This is a genomic window from Aromatoleum diolicum (genome assembly GCF_012910955.1).
GTDB classification, from domain to species: Bacteria; Pseudomonadota; Gammaproteobacteria; order Burkholderiales; family Rhodocyclaceae; genus Aromatoleum; species Aromatoleum diolicum.
On the sequence record NZ_WTVQ01000008.1, the window covers coordinates 38,659 to 57,370 of the forward strand.

At 67.0% G+C, this 18,712-nt stretch carries 19 protein-coding genes; 16 read left to right on the forward strand and 3 right to left on the reverse strand.

Annotation, left to right across the window (positions count from 1 at the left end; translation table 11 throughout):
- Positions 1-5 precede the first annotated feature (5 nt).
- From GPA25_RS06640 to GPA25_RS06685, 10 genes are all read left to right on the forward strand, one after another.
- Complete coding sequence (locus GPA25_RS06640) at positions 6-914, forward strand: glutamate/aspartate ABC transporter substrate-binding protein (protein ID WP_425486363.1); 909 nt, start codon at positions 6-8, stop codon at positions 912-914.
- Positions 915-975: 61 nt separating this feature from the next.
- Positions 976-2,058: a type II asparaginase gene (locus GPA25_RS06645; RefSeq protein WP_169259587.1), complete on the forward strand. Its 1,083-nt coding sequence runs from the start codon at positions 976-978 to the stop codon at positions 2,056-2,058.
- 180 nt (positions 2,059-2,238) lie between these two features.
- Positions 2,239-2,976, forward strand: coding sequence for an amino acid ABC transporter permease (locus GPA25_RS06650; protein WP_169259588.1), 738 nt, complete (start codon positions 2,239-2,241; stop codon positions 2,974-2,976).
- A 2-nt stretch (positions 2,977-2,978) separates the two neighbouring features.
- On the forward strand, positions 2,979-3,668 hold the full coding sequence (gene gltK, locus GPA25_RS06655; protein WP_169259589.1) for a glutamate/aspartate ABC transporter permease GltK: 690 nt from the start codon (positions 2,979-2,981) through the stop codon (positions 3,666-3,668).
- Positions 3,669-3,719: 51 nt separating this feature from the next.
- On the forward strand, positions 3,720-4,448 hold the full coding sequence (locus GPA25_RS06660) for an amino acid ABC transporter ATP-binding protein (RefSeq protein ID WP_169259590.1): 729 nt from the start codon (positions 3,720-3,722) through the stop codon (positions 4,446-4,448).
- Positions 4,449-4,496: 48 nt separating this feature from the next.
- Positions 4,497-5,780, forward strand: a complete 1,284-nt coding sequence (locus GPA25_RS06665; RefSeq protein ID WP_169259591.1) for a Glu/Leu/Phe/Val family dehydrogenase — start codon at positions 4,497-4,499, stop codon at positions 5,778-5,780.
- Positions 5,781-5,912: 132 nt separating this feature from the next.
- Positions 5,913-7,796: a sensor histidine kinase gene (locus tag GPA25_RS06670; protein WP_246265426.1), complete on the forward strand. Its 1,884-nt coding sequence runs from the start codon at positions 5,913-5,915 to the stop codon at positions 7,794-7,796.
- Positions 7,793-9,139, forward strand: coding sequence for a sigma-54-dependent transcriptional regulator (locus tag GPA25_RS06675; RefSeq protein WP_211162982.1), 1,347 nt, complete (start codon positions 7,793-7,795; stop codon positions 9,137-9,139). The genes GPA25_RS06670 and GPA25_RS06675 overlap by 4 nt, the downstream gene beginning before the upstream one ends.
- A 95-nt stretch (positions 9,140-9,234) precedes the next feature.
- On the forward strand, positions 9,235-10,665 hold the full coding sequence (locus GPA25_RS06680) for an aldehyde dehydrogenase family protein (protein ID WP_169259592.1): 1,431 nt from the start codon (positions 9,235-9,237) through the stop codon (positions 10,663-10,665).
- Positions 10,666-10,819: 154 nt separating this feature from the next.
- On the forward strand, positions 10,820-11,689 hold the full coding sequence (locus GPA25_RS06685; protein WP_169259593.1) for a class I SAM-dependent methyltransferase: 870 nt from the start codon (positions 10,820-10,822) through the stop codon (positions 11,687-11,689).
- Between the two features lie 12 nt (positions 11,690-11,701).
- Here the strand turns inward: GPA25_RS06685 and GPA25_RS06690 are convergent, their stop codons facing one another.
- Complete coding sequence (locus tag GPA25_RS06690; RefSeq protein WP_169259594.1) at positions 11,702-12,250, reverse strand: chromate transporter; 549 nt, start codon at positions 12,248-12,250, stop codon at positions 11,702-11,704.
- Positions 12,250-12,837 carry a chromate transporter gene (locus GPA25_RS06695; protein ID WP_169259595.1) on the reverse strand — a complete coding sequence of 196 codons (588 nt, stop codon included), beginning with the start codon at positions 12,835-12,837 and terminating at the stop codon, positions 12,250-12,252. The genes GPA25_RS06690 and GPA25_RS06695 overlap by 1 nt, the downstream gene beginning before the upstream one ends.
- 485 nt (positions 12,838-13,322) lie before the next feature.
- Between GPA25_RS06695 and GPA25_RS06700 the strand changes: the two genes are divergently transcribed.
- The 6 genes from GPA25_RS06700 to GPA25_RS06725 all read left to right on the forward strand — a co-directional run bounded on the left by GPA25_RS06700 (position 13,323) and on the right by GPA25_RS06725 (position 17,508).
- Positions 13,323-13,745 (forward strand): cupredoxin domain-containing protein, encoded by a 423-nt coding sequence (locus tag GPA25_RS06700; protein ID WP_246265433.1) that lies wholly within the window; start codon positions 13,323-13,325, stop codon positions 13,743-13,745.
- Positions 13,746-13,748: 3 nt separating this feature from the next.
- Complete coding sequence (locus GPA25_RS06705; protein ID WP_343034856.1) at positions 13,749-14,384, forward strand: LolA family protein; 636 nt, start codon at positions 13,749-13,751, stop codon at positions 14,382-14,384.
- 14 nt (positions 14,385-14,398) lie between these two features.
- Positions 14,399-14,971, forward strand: a complete 573-nt coding sequence (locus GPA25_RS06710) for an SRPBCC family protein (protein WP_169259597.1) — start codon at positions 14,399-14,401, stop codon at positions 14,969-14,971.
- Positions 14,971-15,513, forward strand: a complete 543-nt coding sequence (locus GPA25_RS06715) for a hypothetical protein (RefSeq protein WP_211162984.1) — start codon at positions 14,971-14,973, stop codon at positions 15,511-15,513. The genes GPA25_RS06710 and GPA25_RS06715 overlap by 1 nt, the downstream gene beginning before the upstream one ends.
- On the forward strand, positions 15,510-16,322 hold the full coding sequence (locus GPA25_RS06720; RefSeq protein WP_169259598.1) for a DUF3025 domain-containing protein: 813 nt from the start codon (positions 15,510-15,512) through the stop codon (positions 16,320-16,322). Before GPA25_RS06715 ends, GPA25_RS06720 begins: the two co-directional genes overlap by 4 nt.
- Positions 16,323-16,812: 490 nt before the next feature.
- Positions 16,813-17,508 (forward strand): polyhydroxyalkanoate granule-associated phasin, encoded by a 696-nt coding sequence (locus tag GPA25_RS06725; RefSeq protein WP_169259599.1) that lies wholly within the window; start codon positions 16,813-16,815, stop codon positions 17,506-17,508.
- A 38-nt stretch (positions 17,509-17,546) separates the two neighbouring features.
- On the opposite strand, the gene GPA25_RS06730 is transcribed toward GPA25_RS06725, so the two are convergent.
- Positions 17,547-18,668, reverse strand: coding sequence for an AI-2E family transporter (locus GPA25_RS06730; RefSeq protein ID WP_169259600.1), 1,122 nt, complete (start codon positions 18,666-18,668; stop codon positions 17,547-17,549).
- Positions 18,669-18,712 lie beyond the last annotated feature (44 nt).

An 18,712-nucleotide genomic window follows, 5' to 3' on the forward strand; every position in this document is an offset into this window, starting at 1 on the left:
GAGACATGATGAAACTGCGCCACCCCCTGAAGACCACCGTCGCCACCCTGTTCGCGGCCGGCGCCATCGCCGTCGTGCCGGCTGTCGCCCAGGCGAACACGCTGCAGAAGATCAAGGAAACGGGGAGCATCACGCTTGGCCACCGCGAGTCGTCGATTCCGTTTTCGTACTACGACCAGAACCAGCAAGTCGTCGGTTATTCGCACGAGATGATGCTGAAGGTCGTCGATGCGATCAAAACCGAACTCAAGCTGCCGAACCTGCAGGTGAAGCTGATGCCGGTGACCTCGCAGAACCGCATCCCGCTGGTGCAGAACGGCACCGTCGCGATCGAATGCGGCTCGACCACCAACAACAGCGAGCGCGCCAAGCAGGTGGCCTTCTCCAACAGCATCTTCATCGTCGGCACGCGCCTGATGACGAAGAAGGATTCGGGCGTGCAGGACTTCGCCCAACTGGCCGGCAAGAACGTCGTGACCACCGCCGGCACGACTTCCGAGCGTCTGCTGCGCAAGCTGAATGAAGAGAAGCAGCTCGGCATGAGCATCATCAGCGCCAAGGATCACGGCGAGTCCTTCCTGACGCTGGAAACCGGCCGCGCGGTGGCGTTCATGATGGACGACGCGCTGCTGTACGGCGAACTGGCCAAGGCCAAGCGCCCGGCCGAGTGGACCGTGACCGGCACGCCGCAATCCTTTGAAGCGTACGGCTGCATGATGAGCAAGGAAGATCCGGCCTTCAAGGCGCTGGTGGATGGCGCGATCGCCAAGGCGATGGCCTCCGGCGAGGCCGAGAAGATCTATAACAAATGGTTCCAGGCGGCAATCCCGCCGAAGAACATCAATCTCGGCTTCCCTCTGTCCGATTCGATGAAGAACCTGTTCAAGGCCCCGAACGACCGTCCGTTCGAATAAGCGCACCGCCGTCCCCAAAACAACAAACGCTTACGCCCGAGAACCATTCAGGAGACAATTCATGCATACCCTTGACCTAACCCGCTGGCTTGCCGGCCGCGCACTGCCGCTGCTCGCGGCGCTGACGCTGAGCGGCGCGGCGCTTGCCGACGCCAAGAGCAATGTCGTCATCCTCGCCACCGGCGGCACGATCGCCGGCGCCGGCGCCACTGCCGCCGCCAGCGCGACCTACCAGGCCGCCAAGGTCCCGGTCGACAAGCTCATCGCCGGCGTGCCCGAACTCGCTGATGTCGCCAACGTGCGTGGCGAGCAGGTGTTCCAGATCGCCTCCGAGAGTTTCACCAACGAGCAGCTGATGACCCTCGGCAAGCGCGTCGCAGCGCTAGCGAAGCAGGAGGACGTCGACGGCATCGTCATCACTCACGGCACCGATACCCTGGAAGAGACGGCCTTCTTCCTCAACCTGGTGGTGCGCACCGACAAGCCGATCGTGGTCGTCGGCTCGATGCGGCCGGGCACCGCGCTGTCGGCCGACGGCATGCTCAACCTATATGACGCCGTCGCCGTCGCCGCGGCCAAGGACGCGCGCAGCAAGGGCGTGCTGGTGGCCATGAACGACGAGATCCAGAGCGGCCGCGACGTCACCAAGGCGATCAACATCCGCACCGAAGCCTTCAAGAGCCCGTGGGGGGCGCTGGGCATGGTCGTCGAGGGCAAGAGTTACTGGTTCCGTGCGCCGGTGAAGCGTCACACGATGAACTCGGAATTCGACATCGAGAAGATCGAGAAGCTCGCGCCGGTCGAGGTCGCCTATGGCTACGGCAACATGAGTCCGTCGGCCTATCGCGCCTTCGAGAAGGACGGCGTGAAGGCGATCATCCACGCCGGCACCGGCAATGGCTCGGTCGCCAAGCACATCGTACCGGTGCTGCAGGACCTGCGCGGCAAGGGCGTCCAGGTCATCCGCTCGGCGCGCGTCACCGGCGGCGGCTTCGTGCTGCGCAACGCCGAGCAGCCCGACGACAAGTACGACTGGGTCGTCGCCCACGACCTCAACCCGCAGAAGGCGCGCATCCTCGCCGCGGTCGCCCTGACCAGGACGCAGGACAGCAAGGAACTGCAGCGCATCTTCTGGGAGTACTGAAAAAAACGCTGAGCACCCCGCTCTAGCACCAGCCCCTGAAGCACCCCGGGGCGGGCCGGCGACGGCCCGCTCCGCCGATCCCCCGGCGCGTCCGCGCCAGGGGGCGGGGACCGGCTACGCCTGTCGTAGCCGGTCCGGACGCCGCCGGGGCCTTCCCCTCCGCCGTTTCTGGAGTCATGCATGGAATACCAATGGAATTGGGGCGTCTTTCTGTTGCCCAGCGCCGTCAATGACGGCACCTACCTCGACTGGATGTTCGCCGGTCTGAAGACGACGCTGGTCCTGTCGCTGTCGGCGTGGCTGATCGCGCTCCTGTTTGGCGCCGTGGTCGGCGTGCTGCGCACCGTGCCGCATCGCGGCCTCTCGGGTGTGGCGACGGCCTACGTCGAGATGTTCCGCAACATCCCGCTGCTGGTGCAACTGTTCTTCTGGTACTTCGTGCTGCCGGAACTGCTGCCGGCGGGCATCGGCAATGCCTTCAAGGCGATGAACCCGTTCGCCCAGCAGTTCGTCGCAGCGATGGTGTGCCTCGGCTTCTTCACCAGTGCGCGCGTCGCCGAGCAGGTGCGTTCCGGCATCAATGCGCTGCCGCGCGGGCAGAAGAATGCCGGCCTCGCGCTCGGCCTGACGCTGCCGCAGACCTACCGCCACGTGATGCTGCCGATGGCCTTCCGCCTCGTCGTGCCGCCGCTGACCTCGGAGTTCCTCAACATCTTCAAGAACTCGGCCGTGTGCTCGACGATCGGCCTGCTCGAACTGGCCGCGCAGGGGCGCCAGCTGGTCGATTACACCGCGCAGCCGTATGAATCCTTCGTCGCCGTGACGGTGGCTTACGTGTTGATCAACGTCGTGGTGATGCTGCTCATGCGCAAGGTGGAAGTCGTCGTGCGCGTCCCCGGTTACCTCGGAGGCAAGTGAATATGTTCGGTTCCTATGAATTCGACTGGTCGTCGATCCCCGGCGCGATGGGTTTCCTCGGCCAGGGTTTGCTAGTGTCGCTGGAGATCACCGGTCTCGCGCTCGTCGCCGGCATCGTCTGGGGCACGCTACTGGCGATGGCCCGGCTGTCGTCGATCAAGCCGCTGGCGTGGGCTGCGGCCGGCTACGTGAACCTCTTCCGCGCCGTGCCGCTGGTGATGGTGCTGCTGTGGTTCTTCCTGATCGTGCCCAAGCTGCTGGAAAACTTCCTCGGCCTGCCGTCCGGCTCCGACGTGCGGCTGGCGTCGGCGATGATCGGCTTCGCGCTGTTCGAGTCCGCCTACTACGCGGAAATCATCCGCGCCGGCATCCAGTCGGTGCCCAAGGGCCAGCTCGCCGCCGCCCATGCGCTGGGCATGAGCTACCCGCAGGCGATGCTCCACGTGGTGCTGCCGCAGGCCTTCCGCAACATGGTCCCGCTGCTGCTCACCCAGGCCATCATTCTTTTTCAGGATACCTCTCTGGTCTACGTCTCGGCGCTCGCCGACTTCTTCGGCGCGGCCTACAAGGTCGGCGACCGCGACGGCCGTCTCGTCGAGCTGGTGCTCTTTGCCGGCGCTATCTATTTCGTCCTGTGCTTCGCCGCCTCGCAGGGCGTGCGGTACTTCCAGAAACGTCTGCAGACCGCCTGAACCCGCGGCGTCTGCGTTCCCGATACACACCTCAAGCGAAAAGGCATCGTCATGATCACCATCGACAAGGTCAGCAAGCATTACGGCAATTTCCAGGTCCTCACCGACTGCTCCACCCACGTGAACAAGGGTGAAGTGGTCGTCGTCTGCGGCCCCTCCGGTTCCGGCAAGTCCACCCTCATCAAGTGTGTCAATGGCCTGGAGCCGTTTCAGGACGGTGCGATCCACGTGAATGGCACCTCGGTCGGCGCACCGAAGACCAACCTCTCGAAGCTGCGCGCCCACGTCGGCATGGTGTTCCAGCACTTCGAGCTGTTCCCGCACATGACGATCAGCGACAACCTCAGGCTCGCGCAGATCAAGGTGCTCAAGCGCGACAAGGACGAGGCGGCGGAGAAGGGCCATTACTTCCTCGACCGCGTCGGCCTCAAGGCCCACGCGCACAAGTTTCCGGGCCAGCTCTCCGGTGGCCAGCAGCAGCGCGTGGCGATCGCCCGCGCGCTCGCGATGGACCCGATCTGCATGCTCTTCGACGAACCGACCTCGGCGCTCGACCCGGAGATGATCAACGAAGTGCTCGATGTGATGACCGAACTCGCCCAGGAAGGCATGACGATGATGTGCGTCACGCACGAGATGGGCTTCGCCAAGCGCGTCGCCCACCGCGTGATCTTCATGGACCACGGCAAGATCGTCGAGGACGACAGCAAGGAAGCCTTCTTCGCCAACCCGCGCTCGGAACGCGCGCAGCAGTTCCTCGCGAAGATCCTGCAGCACTGAACAAGCACAGCAAAGACAGCACTCAAGATTACAAGTAGAGGAGACAGCATGCATCACGCCGCAATACCGTCCTACCTTTCCGCCGACCACCTCGGCCCGTGGGAAACCTACCTCAGCCAGATCGAGGCGGTCGCCCCGTACATCGACGCGCCGCTGCGTCCGTGGATCGAGACCCTGCGCCGCCCCAAGCGCATCCTCGTCGTCGATGTGCCGATCCGCATGGACAATGGCGAGATCGCCCACTACGAAGGCTACCGCGTGCAGCACAACGTGTCGCGCGGCCCCGGCAAGGGCGGCGTGCGCTTCCATCCGGACGTGACGCTCTCCGAAGTGATGGCGTTGTCGGCATGGATGACGATCAAGAACGCGGTGGTGAACGTGCCCTACGGCGGCGCCAAGGGCGGCATCCGTGTCGATCCGAAGCCGATGTCGCAGGCCGAGCTGGAGCGCCTGACGCGCCGCTACACCAGCGAGATCAACATCCTGCTCGGACCCGACAAGGACATCCCGGCGCCCGACGTCAACACCAACGAGCAGGTGATGGCGTGGATGATGGACACCTACTCGATGAACCAGGGGCGCACCGCCACCGGCGTCGTCACCGGCAAGCCGATCTCGCTCGGCGGCAGCCTCGGCCGGCATGACGCGACCGGCCGCGGCGTGTTCGTCACCGCCCGCGCGGCGGCCGAAAAGATCGGCCTGCCGATCACCGGCGCGCGCATCGCGGTGCAGGGCTTCGGCAACGTCGGCGAAGCCGCGGCACGCATTTTCCATGACGCAGGCGCGAAGCTCGTCGCGATCCAGGACGTCGCCGGCACCATCCACAATCCGGCCGGCTTCGACCCCTACCAGCTGCGCAAACACCTCGCCGAAGGCGGCAAGCTCGGCGATTTCCCCGGCGCCTCCGAGATCGCGCCGGCGGACTTCTGGGCGCTGGAGTGCGAGATCCTCGTGCCGGCCGCGGTCGAAGGACAGATCACCGCCGCCAACGCGCCGCGCATCCGCGCCAAGATGGTCGTCGAGGGCGCCAACGGCCCGACCACGCCGGAAGCCGATGACATCCTCCACGACCGCAAGGTGCTGGTGGTGCCCGACGTGCTCGCCAACGCCGGCGGCGTGACGGTCAGCTACTTCGAGTGGGTGCAGGATTTCTCCAGCTTCTTCTGGACCGAAGCGGAGATCAACAGCCGCCTCGAGCGCATCATGACCGAGGCCTTCGCTGCCGTCTGGCACATCGCTCAGGAGCGCGAACTCAGCTTGCGCACGGCGGCTTTCGTCGTCGCGTGCAAGCGAGTCCTTGAAGCGCGCGCGGTGCGCGGTCTGTACCCCTGATCGCTGCCGCCCGTGCGCGAGGCGCCTATCCGGCGTCGCGCGCGCATCTGCGCCGGCGCAAGGCAGCAAGACTGCCGCGCGCTGGCGCATACTTCCAGCCTCCTCCAAAAAAAGTCCTTTCCTCCATCGCCAATGGTTCCGCGGTCACGCTTTCACCTTGCGCTGCGTCTTGCGCTGGTCGCCAGTTGCATGGTGCTGGCGGGAGCCGCTGCCTACCATTTCAGCGCACGGGCGCGCCTTGCCGCCTTGCGCATCGACACGCAGCACGACCTCGACCTGCTCGCCACGGCCGTTGACGGTTCGGTGACGCGCTATGCGCACCTGCCCAGCGCCGTCGGGCTGAACAAGGATGTGCTCGATCTGCTGCGCGCGCCGCAAAGCGAGCAGGAAAGCCGCCAGCCCGTCGCGAACCACTATCTCGAGCAACTCAACGATTACTTCGGCGGCCTCGCGATCTTCGTGCTCGACATGCAGGGGACGGTGATCGCGTCCAGCGACTGGGTCTATTCCGACAACCTGCTCGGACAGAACCAGAAGATGCGCAGCTACTTCCAGGCCGCCGCGCGCGGGGCACCGGATCGCTACTACGCCATCGACGAGACCCGCAACGAAGCGGGCTACTTTTTTGCCCACCCGATCCGCGACGAGCGCCAGGCTTGGCGTGTCGTCGGCGTGGCGGTGGTCAAGGTCGGTCTGGCCGAACTCGAACGCCGCTGGCTGCCGCAGGATCTGCCGGTGCTGCTCGCCGACGCCAATGGCGTGGTCGTCCTTGCATCGGTGCCGGAGTGGAAGTACATGGCGCTACGGCCGCTGAGCGGGGAGGTGGCTGCCGAGATCAGCGCCAGCCGGCAATTCGCCGATCATGCGATCCGCCCGTTTCCTGTCAGCATCGCGCTCGAGCACGCGGCTTCGGCCCAGGTCGTGTCCTTCCCCGAGGTGCCCACGTTGGCGGGCGAACGGCGCCTCAAGACCCGTGACTTCCTTGTCGAGAGCCGCCAGCTGGCGGGCACCGGCTGGCGGCTGACGACGTTTGCCGATCTGCGCGAGGCGCGCGCCGACGCGGCGACGCATGCGGCGCTCGCGGCGGCGGCGACGGGCTGTGTGCTGCTGCTGGCCTTGTTCCTGATGCAGCGTCGCCGCACCTTGAAAAGCCGCGCCGAAGCCCAGCTGCTGCTGGAAAGGGCCAACGCCGAACTGGAACAGAAGGTGGGCATGCGCACCGCCGATCTGACGGCAGCCAACGAGCGCCTGCGTGCCGAAGTCGTCGAACGTGAACGCGCCGAACAGACGCTGCGCGCCGCGCAGGACGAACTCGTGCAGGCCGCCAAGCTCGCCGTGCTCGGCCAGCTCGCCACCGGCATCACGCACGAACTGACGCAGCCCCTCGGCGCCTTGCGCACCCTTTCGGGCAATGCCATCGAGTTCATGCGGCGCGGCGATCAGGCCACGGCGCAGAACAATCTGCAGATCATGACGACGCTGGTGGACCGCATGGGGGAGATCATCGACCCGCTCAAGACCTACGCGCGCAAATCGCCAGCACGGCCCCAGTCGGTGGATGTCGCGCACGCGCTGCGCGGCGCGCTGTTCCTGCTCGACCAGAAGCTGCGCCGCGCCGAGGTGGCGGTGGACAACCACTGCCAGCCAGGGACGGCGCTCGCGTGGTGCGACCAGAACCGTCTCGAGCAGGTGCTGGTCAACCTGATTGGCAATGCCGTCGATGCGATGGGCGACTGCCCCGTCCGCCGCCTGCGCCTGGAAGCGGAGGCGGGCAGTGCGGGGCGCCTGCGGGTGCGCGTCATCGACAGTGGTCCGGGTCTCTCCGACGAGGCCCTGGCGCATATTTTCGAACCCTTCTTCACCACCAAGCCGGCCGGTGTCGGGCTCGGCCTCGGTCTCGCGATCTCGCAGGACATCGTCCGCGATTTCGGCGGCGACCTGTCCGCGGCCAACCATCCCGACGGTGGCGCCGTATTCACGCTGGACCTGCCGGCGGCCGGAGAATCACAGGCATGACTTCCACTCCTTCGCTGAATCCTGAGCTCAAGGTCCTCATCATCGAGGACGATCCCAATGTGCGCCTCGGCTGCGAGCAGGCGATACAACTCGCCGGCATCGCGGTGCACGGCGTGGCCTCGGCCGAGGCGGGACAGCGCCTGGTCGGTCGTGATTTTCCCGGCATCGTCATCACCGACATGCGCCTGCCGGGCATGGACGGCTTGCAGTTCCTGCGCACCCTCATCGCGCAGGACGCCGCATTGCCGGTCATCATGATCACCGGCCATGGCGACGTGTCGCTGGCCGTCGAAGCGATGCGCAGCGGCGCCTACGATTTCATTCCCAAGCCCTTCTCGCCGGAGCACCTGGTCGAAGTGGTCCGCCGCGCGCTGGAAAAACGCGCGCTGACGATGGAAGTCGAAAGTCTGCGCCGTCGCCTCGACCACCGCGAGGAGATCGAAAACCGGCTCGTCGGCCGCTCGCCGCAGATCGAGAAGGTCCGCCGCCTGCTGCTCGACGTCGCCGACACCGCCGTCGACGTGCTGATCCTTGGCGAAACCGGCACCGGCAAGGAGATGGTGGCGCGCTGCCTGCACGACCTGAGCAGCCGGCATGGGGCGAACTACGTTGCGCTCAATTGCGGCGGCCTGCCCGACAACCTCATCGACAGCGAGCTGTTCGGCCACGAGGCCGGCGCCTTCACCGGGGCGCAAAAGCGGCGCATCGGCAAGATCGAACACGCCAACGGCGGCACGCTGTTCCTCGACGAAGTCGAAAGCATGCCGATGGCGGTGCAGATCAAGCTGCTGCGCGTGCTGCAGGAACGCGTCGTCGAGCGTCTCGGCTCCAATCAGCTGATTCCCGTCTCCTGCCGCGTGGTGGCGGCGACCAAGGATGACCTGCGCGAACTCGCCGACCGCCAGAAATTCCGTGCCGACCTGTACTACCGGCTGAACGTTGCCAAGGTCGAGTTGCCGCCCCTGCGCGAGCGGCGCGAGGACATTCCGCTGCTGCTCGAACACTTCCTGCTGCACGCCGCGCAGCGGCACAACCGGCCGCTGCCCGAGGTGAGCCGTGAGCAGATGCAGCAGCTGATGACGCACGACTGGCCGGGCAACGTGCGCGAACTGCGTAATGCCGCCGAATGCATCGTCCTTGGGCTGCCCCGCGATTTCGGCAACACGCCGTCACCGGACACGCGCGCGGCATCATTGGCCGAAGCCGTGGAGAACTTCGAGCGCTCGCTGATCGCCGCCGAACTGCGCCGGCAGAACGGCAACCTCGCGCGCAGCAGCGAGGCGCTGCAGATCGCCAAGACCACGCTGCACGACAAGATTCGCAAATACGGTCTCGCGAGCTAGGCCGCTCCTGCGGGGCCAACGGACGACACTCTTTGGCGAATTTTCCGCTCACCGCACTAGAATCGACAGGTTTCCTTCCCCTCGAGGACAGCCCCGTGACTCTCGTACGCGACAAACTCTTCATCGGCGGCCGTTGGGTCGCTCCGGTCGGCAGCGGCTCGATCGACGTCATCGATCCGAGCGACGCCTCGGTCTATGCACGCATCCCCGAAGGTGCGCCGCCGGACGCGGAAGCCGCGATCGCCGCGGCGCAGGCGGCCTTCGACGCCTGGTCGCGTACGCCGCCGGCGGAACGCGCGGCATGCATCGAGCGCATCGCCGCGGGTTTCGAAGCGCGTCGCGACGACCTTGCGGCAGCAATCGCGCACGAAGTCGGAATGCCGCTGAAGCTCGCCGCGCGCGTGCAGGTTGGCGGTCCGCTCGCGAGCTGGAAGCACTACGCCAAGCTCGCGCGTGAATTCGCATGGGAGGAGCGCGTCGGCCATTCGCTGATCGTGCGCGAGCCGATCGGCGTGGTTGGCGCGATCACGCCGTGGAACTTCCCGCTCAACCAGATCACGCTGAAAGTCGCGCCGGCGCTCGCGGCAGGCTGCACAGTCGTGCTGAAGCCGTCCGAAGTCGCACCGATCAACGCCTTCATCCTCGCCGAGATCATCGAGGCGGCGGGCCTGCCGGCCGGCGTGTTCAACCTCGTCAGCGGCTACGGCCCGGTCGTCGGCGAAGTGCTCGCGTCCGATCCGCGCGTCGACATGGTGTCCTTCACCGGTTCGACGCGTGCGGGGCGGCGCGTCGCCGAGCTCGCGGCGGGGACGGTGAAGAGGGTTGCGCTCGAACTCGGCGGCAAGTCCGCGTCGGTGGTGCTCGACGACGCCGACCTCGCGGCCGCGGTGAAGGGCACGGTGTCGAACTGCCTGCTGAACTCCGGCCAGACCTGCTCGGCGCACACGCGCCTGCTGGTGCCGCGCGCAAAGCTCGCCGAGGCCGCGCAACTCGCCGCGGCAGCCGCGTCCGCGTTCAAGGTCGGTCCGGCTTTCGCCGACGACAGCCGCCTCGGCCCGCTGGTGTCCGAGGTGCAGCGCGAGCGCGTCATCGGCTACATCCGCCGCGGCATCGCCGAGGGCGCACAGCTCGCTTGCGGTGGCCCCGACGCGACGCCGGCCGGGGACGGTTTCTTCGTCGCACCGACCGTGCTGGTCGTCGAGGACCGCAAGTCCACCGTCGCCCAGGAGGAGATCTTCGGCCCGGTGCTGGTGATCCTGCCGCACGACGGTGACGAGGACGCGATCGCGCTCGCCAACGATTCGATCTACGGCCTCGGCGGCGGCGTGTGGGCTGGCAGCGACGAGCATGCGCTCGCCGTCGCGCGGCGCATCCGCACGGGCCAGATCGACATCAACGGTGCGCCGTGGAACCCGCGCGCGCCTTTCGGTGGCTACCGCCAGTCCGGGCTCGGGCGCGAGAACGGCGTCTACGGGCTGGAGGAATTCCTCGAGTACAAGGCGATCCAGCTGCCGCCAACGGCCTGACGCGGTCGTGCGGACTTTGGGGGGCGCGGAAACCCAGGCGCCGGTCGCCGGTCGCCGGGAAAAATTCTATTCCGCGATTCGCGAACTATGATCAATTCAGGGCGCCGTGCGGCGCTCCCCCAAGAGAGTGATCCGCTGATCCAAGGAGACCAAAATGGCACAGACCGTTGGCTCTGGCGGCAACGAGTACGTCGAGTTCTGGAATGAGGTCCTCGTTCCCAAGTTCGTAAGATACAAGCATATCCTCGTCGGCGGTCTGACCCACCACAGCGCGAGGATCTTCCCGACCCTGTCGGTCAAGGAGGGTGACAAGGTCGTCGATGTCGGCTGCGGTTTCGGCGATACGGCCATCGAATTGGCGCGGCGGGTCGGGCCGCATGGTTCCGTGCTGGGTATCGATTGCTGCGACGAGTTTCTCGACTTCGGCCGTCGCGAGGCCGATCGCGCCCGTGTCGGCAATATCCGTTTCGTCGAAGCCGACGTGCAGACCTATCCCTTCGAGGCGGCGCACGACTTCTGCTTCTCGCGTTTCGGCACGCAGTTCTTCGAGAACCCGGTCGCCGCGCTGCGCAACATGCGCCAGTCCTTGCGTCCCGGCGGCACGATGACGATGATCGTGTGGCGCCAGATCGAGGACAACCCGTGGCTGGGCCTGCCGAAGGAAGTCATCCTGCGCCATCTGCCGCCACCCGGAGACGATGCGCGCAGTTGCGGGCCGGGGCCGTTCTCGATGGCCAATACCGATGTCGTCACGAAGCAGCTCGAGATCGCCGGCTACACGGATGTCGAGTTCGAACGCATCGATGCACCGCTGATGGTCGGAACGTCGCTCGACGACGCAGTGGCCTTCCAGCTCGCGCTCGGCCCGGCGGGCGAGGTGTACCGCGAAGCCGGCGAGCTCGCGACGCAGCGCCATGCGGCGATCGTCGACGCGTTGCAGACGGCCCTGGCCGACTATGTCACCGACGAAGGTGTCGTACTCGATTCGAGCTCGTGGAAGGTGAGCGCGCGCAATCCGGGCTGAGCGAGTGGGACGCTACACCCACCCCAGGATGCCGGCCACAGCCCCGACCGCGATCATCCAGATCGGCGCGAGGCGGGTTTTCAACGTGGTCGCCATCGTCGCGACGATCAGCGCGAGGGCGCCGAGGCGGTGCGCCGGTTCGCCGACGAAGGGCAGCGACAGCAGCCATCCCGTCGCGAACACCAGACCGACCGTGACCGGCGCGAGCCCCGCGGTGAAGGCGCGCACGCCCGGTGTGTCGCGGCGCCGGCTGCCCCAGCGGCTGACGCCCAGCGACAGCAGGGTCGAGGGCAGCAGGATGCCGATCAGCGCGGCGGCGGCGCCCGCCACGCCGGCGACCTGGAAGCCGAGTACCGGCACGAACAGCACGTTCGGTCCCGGTGCGGCCTGCGCCAGCGCGATGGCGGTGGTGAAGTCGGCGTCGTTCATCCAGCCGCGGTCGACGACCAGATAGCGATGCATCTCCGGCGCGGTCGACATCGCGCCGCCGATCGACAGCAGCGACAGCATCAGGAAGCGCAGGAAGAGCTCCGCGAGATCGGCCAGGGGCAGGCTCGTCATCACTGGCCCCCGTCCTGGCGCGCGATGCACCAGCGCGCGAGGCACCAGCCTGCAAGTCCGAGCCCGATCACGACCCATGCCAGCGGCACACGGAAGACCGTCACCGCGACCAGTGTCGTCAGTCCCAGCAACGCGCACAGCCACGGTCCCAGCGGGTTCCTGCGCAGGGTGCCGAGCATCTTCAGCGCCATCGCGAGGATCAGCCCTGACGCCACCGCACCCATGCCGCGCAAGGCGCCGGCCACGGCCGGGAAGCTCGCCAGCTGGTTGTAGCTCGCGGCCAGCACCAGCACCAGCACCAGCGGCGCAAACAACATGCCGCCGACCGCCGCGAGCGCGCCGCGCCAGCCGAAGAAACGGTCGCCGAGCATCAGCGACAGATTGACAACGTTCGGCCCCGGCAACAGTTGCGCAACCGAATAGGCGTCGACGAACTCCTCGCGCGTCATCCAGCGGCGCCGGTCGACGAGCTCGCGCTGGGCGACGGCGAGCACGCCGCCAAAGCCCTGCAGTGCGAGCACGGTGAAGGCGATGAACAGATCGAACGGGGAGCGTGGGGACAGGCGGGCTTGTGCGGCAGAATTCACGGTTTGCGGTGTTCTTGGTTGTGGCGCCGGCGGTAATGGCGCTGCGTTTGAAGCCGTGAGCTTATCCCACTCGGGACGGACATGGCAGAGGCCATCAATGGTCGGCGTGCGGGATTCAGTTCCTCCTGATTCTTCGAGCGTTCCCCGGGCGCTCAAATGTAAATTCGCCGGCCGGGATATTTTTTCGCCGCACGCGGTCAACCCACTAGCCGGAGCCGTGGGCGGAAGGGCTGCATACCGCAGGGATCGATGTAGCGGTCGCAGCCGCGAACAGACCGAAGTGGCATGGTCCGCCTGCTGACGTTGTTCAACTCACGACCCCGGCGACACAATCCGGCGCCCGACCGCAGCGGTCGGCATCGCGCAATAACCGTCCCGAGAAGACACTTGCGATGACCCGTGCAACGCCCGATTCCGCGTGCGATTCCGCAGCCCACGGCGCAGTTCGCCGCGAAGGGCGGGGCCGTGCTGCGTCGGTCAGCGCAATGAATATCGCAGCGCAACGATCGGCGTTCGCCCGCGTGTGCGCCCTTGTCGTTTTCGCGTGCGCGACGCACGCCGCCGCGCAGGATGCACCGCCCTACCAGGCCCCCACCGACGCCGATGGCGTGCAGCGCGTGACCATCGTCGGCGGCAGCTACTTCTTCAAGCCCGCACGCATCATCGCGAAAGCGGGCCGGCCGCTGGAACTCAAGGTCAGCATGGAGCAGGGCATCGTCCCGCACCGCTTCGTGCTCGATGGCGCTGACGGCAAGCCGCTCGCCGACATCGAGCTTACCGAAGCGGCGAAAACCGTGCGCGTCGAACTCGCCGCGGGCGACTACACGTTTCACTGCCCCAGCCGCCTGCTGATGTTCAAGAGCCATCGCGAGCGTGGCATGTCCGGCATGCTCCAGGTGCGGGAGTAGCGCGTGCCATGGCTGCTCCTCGTCCTCGCCCTGATCGGTGGTGACGCGATGGCGGCCGCCGACCCGCTCGCCGACGCCGAAGCTCGATTCCGCACGCTTGAGAGCTACCGTGTCACGCTGCGCTCGGTCGCCGCCGATGGCGAACGGCAGGTGATCCGCTACGCATGGCGCAGGCCTGGCTGGATCCGCATGGACTTTGTCGAGCCGCATGGCGGCACGGTGATGATCTACGATCCCGTCGCGCGCCGCGTGCGCCTGTCGCCCTTTGGCCTGAACCACATGCCGACGCTGAACCTTGCCCCGGACAACCCGCTGATCCGCAGCCCGCGCGGCCACAGCGTCGACCACTCCGACGTCGGCGCGCTGCTCGCGAACCTCGACGAGCTGCGCGCCCGCGGCAGCATGAGTGTGCCGGCTGACGCCGAAGTCGCCGGCCGGCCCGCGACCGTCATCGAAATCGCGGGTGCGGCCGGGGTCAGTGTCGCCGGCGTGCATCGCTATCGCGTGTGGCTCGCGCAGGAGGTGCGGTTTCCGCTGAAAGTGCAGAGCTATGAAGCGAGCGGCGAGCTGATCGAGATCGTCGACATGAGCGACGCCGAATTCGACATCGCGTTTCCCGAGCGTTTCTTTACGCCGTGAATCGGGGAGGGGACATGCGCAGCAACGGCAGCAACCACTACCACCTCACCACGCTGTGGCAGTTCGACGCGCCGCTGGATGCCGTATGGGAGGCGATCACCCACCCCGAGACCTGGCCGGACTGGTGGGCCGGCGCCGAATGTGTCGTCGCGCTCGACCACGGCGACCCCAGCGGTGTCGGCGCGCGCCAGCGTTACACGTGGAAAAGCGTGCTGCCCTACCGGCTGACCTTCGTCAGCCATGTCACCCGCGTCGAACACCAGCGCCTGCTCGAAGGCTTCGTCGAAGGCGAACTCGAAGGTGTCGGCCGCTGGCACTTCGACCGCGAAAACGGCCTCACCATCGTCCGCTACGAATGGAAAGTGCGCACCACCCGACGCTGGATGAACCTGCTCGCGCCGCTCGCGAAGCCGCTGTTCCGCTGGAACCATGACGCACTGATGCGCAAGGGCGGCCTCGGCCTCGCCCGGCACATGCGGATGCGGCTCGCAGCGCCGGCGAATGCGGCGCGCGAAACCGCGGACATCGCCGATGCAGCCGGCGACGCCCCCGGCTCGGCCGATGCCTGCAAGGGCGTCGACCGCTGATGCTTTCGACGACGCGCGCGGCGCTGCGGCGCATCGAATCCCCGCTGCTGCGCGCCGCGGTCGCAGCCCTTCTCGCGGGCGTCCTCGCCGGCACCGTCGCAACCGCCGCACAGATGCTGCTGTGGTGGCTGGAAGCGACGCCCGTGTTCGACATGCTGCTGCGCGACGCCCGCCTCACCGCCGCGATCGTCATGGGCCGTGCGGTGCTCGCGTCGGAGCCCGTGTGGCGCTGGGACGCTCTCGCCGTGGCGACGCTGATCCACTTCGCCCTGTCGCTGATCTACGCCGCGATCGCGCTGCCCTTTGTCAGACGCATGCGCGCAGGCTCCGCGATCGTCGCCGGTGCCGTCTATGGGCTGGCGATCTACGCCGTCAATCTGCACGGCTTCACCGAACTCTTCCCGTGGTTCACGGTGTCGCGCGGCTGGGTGACAATCCTCACCCACCTTGTTTTCGGAATCTCGCTCGCCTGGGCGTGCCGCTACTTCGACCCGTTCGCCGACGCGACGGGCGGCACACCCACGGCGCCGCACCAGGCATGACCCAGGTCCAGGAAACCCCCGCCGCCTACGCCACGCGCGCCCTCTTCGAACCCATCGCCGGGTTGCTTGCGCGCTTCACGCAAGCCACGCTGCCGGATGGGGCGCAACTCAGCAGCCTGCTTCAGGAACTTGCCTCCGGCACCGCCACCGCCGCCGGCCGAACGATCCGTTTCACCCTGCCGAGCGTTGAGGTCACCGCCTATGAGGACCACATCTTCGCCACGGGAGCGGTGCCCACGCGTGCCGACGACTGGCACGACTTCTTCAACGCGCTCGCGTGGTGCGCGTGGCCGCGGACGAAAGCGGCCTGCAACGCGCTGCACATCGCCGAACGCCGGGCCCGCAGCGCCGCCGGGCTCCCCGGCCGCGGCCTGCGCCGCGACGCCCTGACGCAGTTCGACGAATGCGGCATCGTCGTTGTCTCCACCGACGCCGAAATCCCCGCCTTGCTGGCCGCGCACGAATGGGAGGAAGCCTTCTGGCGGCACCGCAAGCGCCTCATCGACACCACGCGATTCCTCGTCTTCGGGCACGGCACCTGGGACCAGTTGCGCCAGCCTTTCGTCGGCCTGTGCGCCAAGGCGATCTACCGTGTCGTCGATCCCGCGTGGCTGGCGCTGCCGGACGCGAGCCGGCAGGTGGAAACCGACGCCTGGCTTGCAGCCTATTTGTCCGATCCCGCGCTGGCGCCGCGCAAGCTTTCGCCGCTGCCGCTGCTGGGGATTCCGGGGCTTGTGGCGGATAGCGAGGCGGCGAGCTATTACCGCGATACGCGGCAGTTTCGGCCGCGGCGGCTGAGCGTGGGGTAGCGGGGCCGGCTGCCGAAAAGCGCGACGTCGCACACGCGGTCGCGCAGGAACTTGCGACGCGATCGTCGGTGCCGCCACGCGTAACGGTGCAGAAAACCCGGGTCATGGGCGGTCGCAGCGGAGCGAAGACCGGGGCACACCCGCCATCTTGCGGCGCGAATGTGCATGTCGCGCGCGTCCCCGGCCTCCTTGCGTGCCGGTGGCGAGCTGCGCACGGATCCCGCCGCCGTGTGTGCGACGACGCACCGACCGCCGCGGTTTGATGCCCCATCCTCTAATCGCGTCTGCACAGCGACTCGAGGCGGATGCGACGAGCTGGTGGTGTCGGCAACCAGACCGGATTGTTTCGAGCCGCCGCCGGAATAAGAAGGAACCCATCATGACAACCCCGGTTCTGTACGCCATCCCAAGTACGGGCGAATTCGCCAATAGTGCAGTCCGCAGCACCCGGCCAGAGCTTGCGGCGGTCCACGGACGCGGTCTGAAGTCGGTGCCGGGCGAGCAACTCGGGGGCGCGGTGCCCCATGGCGGCTTCGTCAGCTCGCAGGCGGGCATCGCCCCGGCGACGGTGCGTAGCGGCAAGGTGCGGGGTTCGGCTTCAAACGATGCGACCGAGTCGGCGGATGCCGCACGACCCGCCGCACCTTACATGACGCAGGCCCGCACGCAGACGCGCGGCGCAATGCGTAATCCGTTCGCCAATCCGTTCCTGATCTGGACGGAACTGGCCATGAAAACCGGCGAGATGATGCTGGCTTCGGCGCAGGTCATCGGCCATCGCACCGAACGTATCGCTGCCGCCGGCACCATGCCGAACGCCCACGACCTGCACGAATTCAACCTGATGGGGCAGGAAAAGATCGACGCCGCTGTCGAATCGTCCCGGGCCATGACGATGCAGATGATGAAGTTGAATCAGCAGCTGTGGGCGCGAACGGTCAGGCAGATGCAGGCCGGCGTGGTGGCGATGATGTCGCTCGCGGCGAGTCGCAGCGTCGCCGAGTCGATTGCGCGGCAGGCGACGCTGGTCCGCACCATGACCCGGTCGGCCGACACGGCTTCGCAGCTTTCCAGGGCCGTCGCCCGGGTCGCCCGAAGCGGGCTCAACCCGATACACGCGCGGGCAACCGCGAATGCCGAACGGCTCGCCAGGCGCGAGGGCGTAGCGGGAACGAACTCAGACTGAGTGGGCTGCTCCTGAGACGTTGGCCGTATGCGTGCCCGTCACAGGTTCCGTTCATCGGTTGGAGCCGGCGCGGCCGCGGCGTTGACCGCTTCTGACTCCGCTGCCTCGAGACGCGCTTCTTCGATCCATTCGCGCCACACCGCCATCAGGACCGCCAGGATGACCGGCCCGATGAACAGGCCGACCAGTCCGAACGCGGCCAGCCCGCCCAGCACGCCGAACATCACCAGCAGGAAGGGGATGCGGGTCGCATTGCTGATGACGAGCGGGCGCACCAGGTTATCCACCCAGCTCACCACCAGCGAACCCCACAACAGCAGGCCGATGCCGCCGATCATGTCGCCGCTCGCCAGCAGCCAGACGCCGATCGATCCCCAGACGAAGGGTGCGCCGAACGGGATCATCGCGATCAGGGCCGTGACCGCGCCGAGCAGCACCGGTGCCTGCAGATCCGCCCACCAGTAACCCAGCCCGGCAACGAAGCCCTGCGCCAGCGCGGTGCCGATCAGCCCCCACACCACTGCCTTGGTCATGCCCCCCACCGCGGCGAGATAGTCGTCGACGCGCGCGCCGAGGAATCGATGCAGGACACGGTGGACCTGGTGCAACACCTGCTCGCCGTCACGGTAGAGGAAGAACACGGTGATCAGGGCAAAGCCAAGTTTCGCGGCGTTGCGCCCGACGTCTCCCACCAGTGCGACGAGTTGATCCGACCCTTGACGGACCCACTCGGTCACCTGCGCCCGGAAGGTCTCGGGGTCGCCGGCAATCAGATTGAGCTGATCCTGCAGCCAGCCACCGACCCACGGCAGCGTGCGAATGAACTCCGGCAGCGCCGGCGGCCCCTGGCCAATGCGCGCGGTGACGGCCGCGAAGGCGGTGGCGATCTCGCCGCGAAACAGGATTGCCAGCCACAGCGCCGGCAGGATGAACGCCGCGCTGAGGAGCAGCGTCATGACCAGCGCGCTCAGCGTGGATTGCCGCCTGAGGCGTTTTCGCAGGGGCCGGTACAAGGGCCAGGTGGCAAAGGCGATGATGATCGCCCACGCCACCGGCACGATGAAGAGATGCAGCACGGCATAGCTCAGCACCAGCAGCCCGCCCAGCAGGAAGCCGAGAATGACACGACGCACGACTTTCTCGGCGACTTGATCGATCATGGTCCGCTCCGCTGTGGCTCCGTATCGGGGATGGTGGGCTATTT

What these genes read in the sequence shown, in the direction of transcription:
- GPA25_RS06640 (WP_425486363.1), top strand. Translation starts at nt 6, where the DNA reads ATGATGAAACTGCGCCACCCCCTGAAGACCACCGTCGCCACCCTGTTC.
- GPA25_RS06645 (WP_169259587.1), top strand. Translation starts at nt 976, where the DNA reads ATGCATACCCTTGACCTAACCCGCTGGCTTGCCGGCCGCGCACTGCCG.
- GPA25_RS06650 (WP_169259588.1), top strand. Translation starts at nt 2,239, where the DNA reads ATGGAATACCAATGGAATTGGGGCGTCTTTCTGTTGCCCAGCGCCGTC.
- gltK (WP_169259589.1), top strand. Translation starts at nt 2,979, where the DNA reads ATGTTCGGTTCCTATGAATTCGACTGGTCGTCGATCCCCGGCGCGATG.
- GPA25_RS06660 (WP_169259590.1), top strand. Translation starts at nt 3,720, where the DNA reads ATGATCACCATCGACAAGGTCAGCAAGCATTACGGCAATTTCCAGGTC.
- GPA25_RS06665 (WP_169259591.1), top strand. Translation starts at nt 4,497, where the DNA reads ATGCATCACGCCGCAATACCGTCCTACCTTTCCGCCGACCACCTCGGC.
- GPA25_RS06670 (WP_246265426.1), top strand. Translation starts at nt 5,913, where the DNA reads ATGGTTCCGCGGTCACGCTTTCACCTTGCGCTGCGTCTTGCGCTGGTC.
- GPA25_RS06675 (WP_211162982.1), top strand. Translation starts at nt 7,793, where the DNA reads ATGACTTCCACTCCTTCGCTGAATCCTGAGCTCAAGGTCCTCATCATC.
- GPA25_RS06685 (WP_169259593.1), top strand. Translation starts at nt 10,820, where the DNA reads ATGGCACAGACCGTTGGCTCTGGCGGCAACGAGTACGTCGAGTTCTGG.
- GPA25_RS06690 (WP_169259594.1), bottom strand. Translation starts at nt 12,250, where the DNA reads ATGACGAGCCTGCCCCTGGCCGATCTCGCGGAGCTCTTCCTGCGCTTC.
- GPA25_RS06700 (WP_246265433.1), top strand. Translation starts at nt 13,323, where the DNA reads ATGAATATCGCAGCGCAACGATCGGCGTTCGCCCGCGTGTGCGCCCTT.
- GPA25_RS06710 (WP_169259597.1), top strand. Translation starts at nt 14,399, where the DNA reads ATGCGCAGCAACGGCAGCAACCACTACCACCTCACCACGCTGTGGCAG.
- GPA25_RS06715 (WP_211162984.1), top strand. Translation starts at nt 14,971, where the DNA reads ATGCTTTCGACGACGCGCGCGGCGCTGCGGCGCATCGAATCCCCGCTG.
- GPA25_RS06720 (WP_169259598.1), top strand. Translation starts at nt 15,510, where the DNA reads ATGACCCAGGTCCAGGAAACCCCCGCCGCCTACGCCACGCGCGCCCTC.
- GPA25_RS06730 (WP_169259600.1), bottom strand. Translation starts at nt 18,668, where the DNA reads ATGATCGATCAAGTCGCCGAGAAAGTCGTGCGTCGTGTCATTCTCGGC.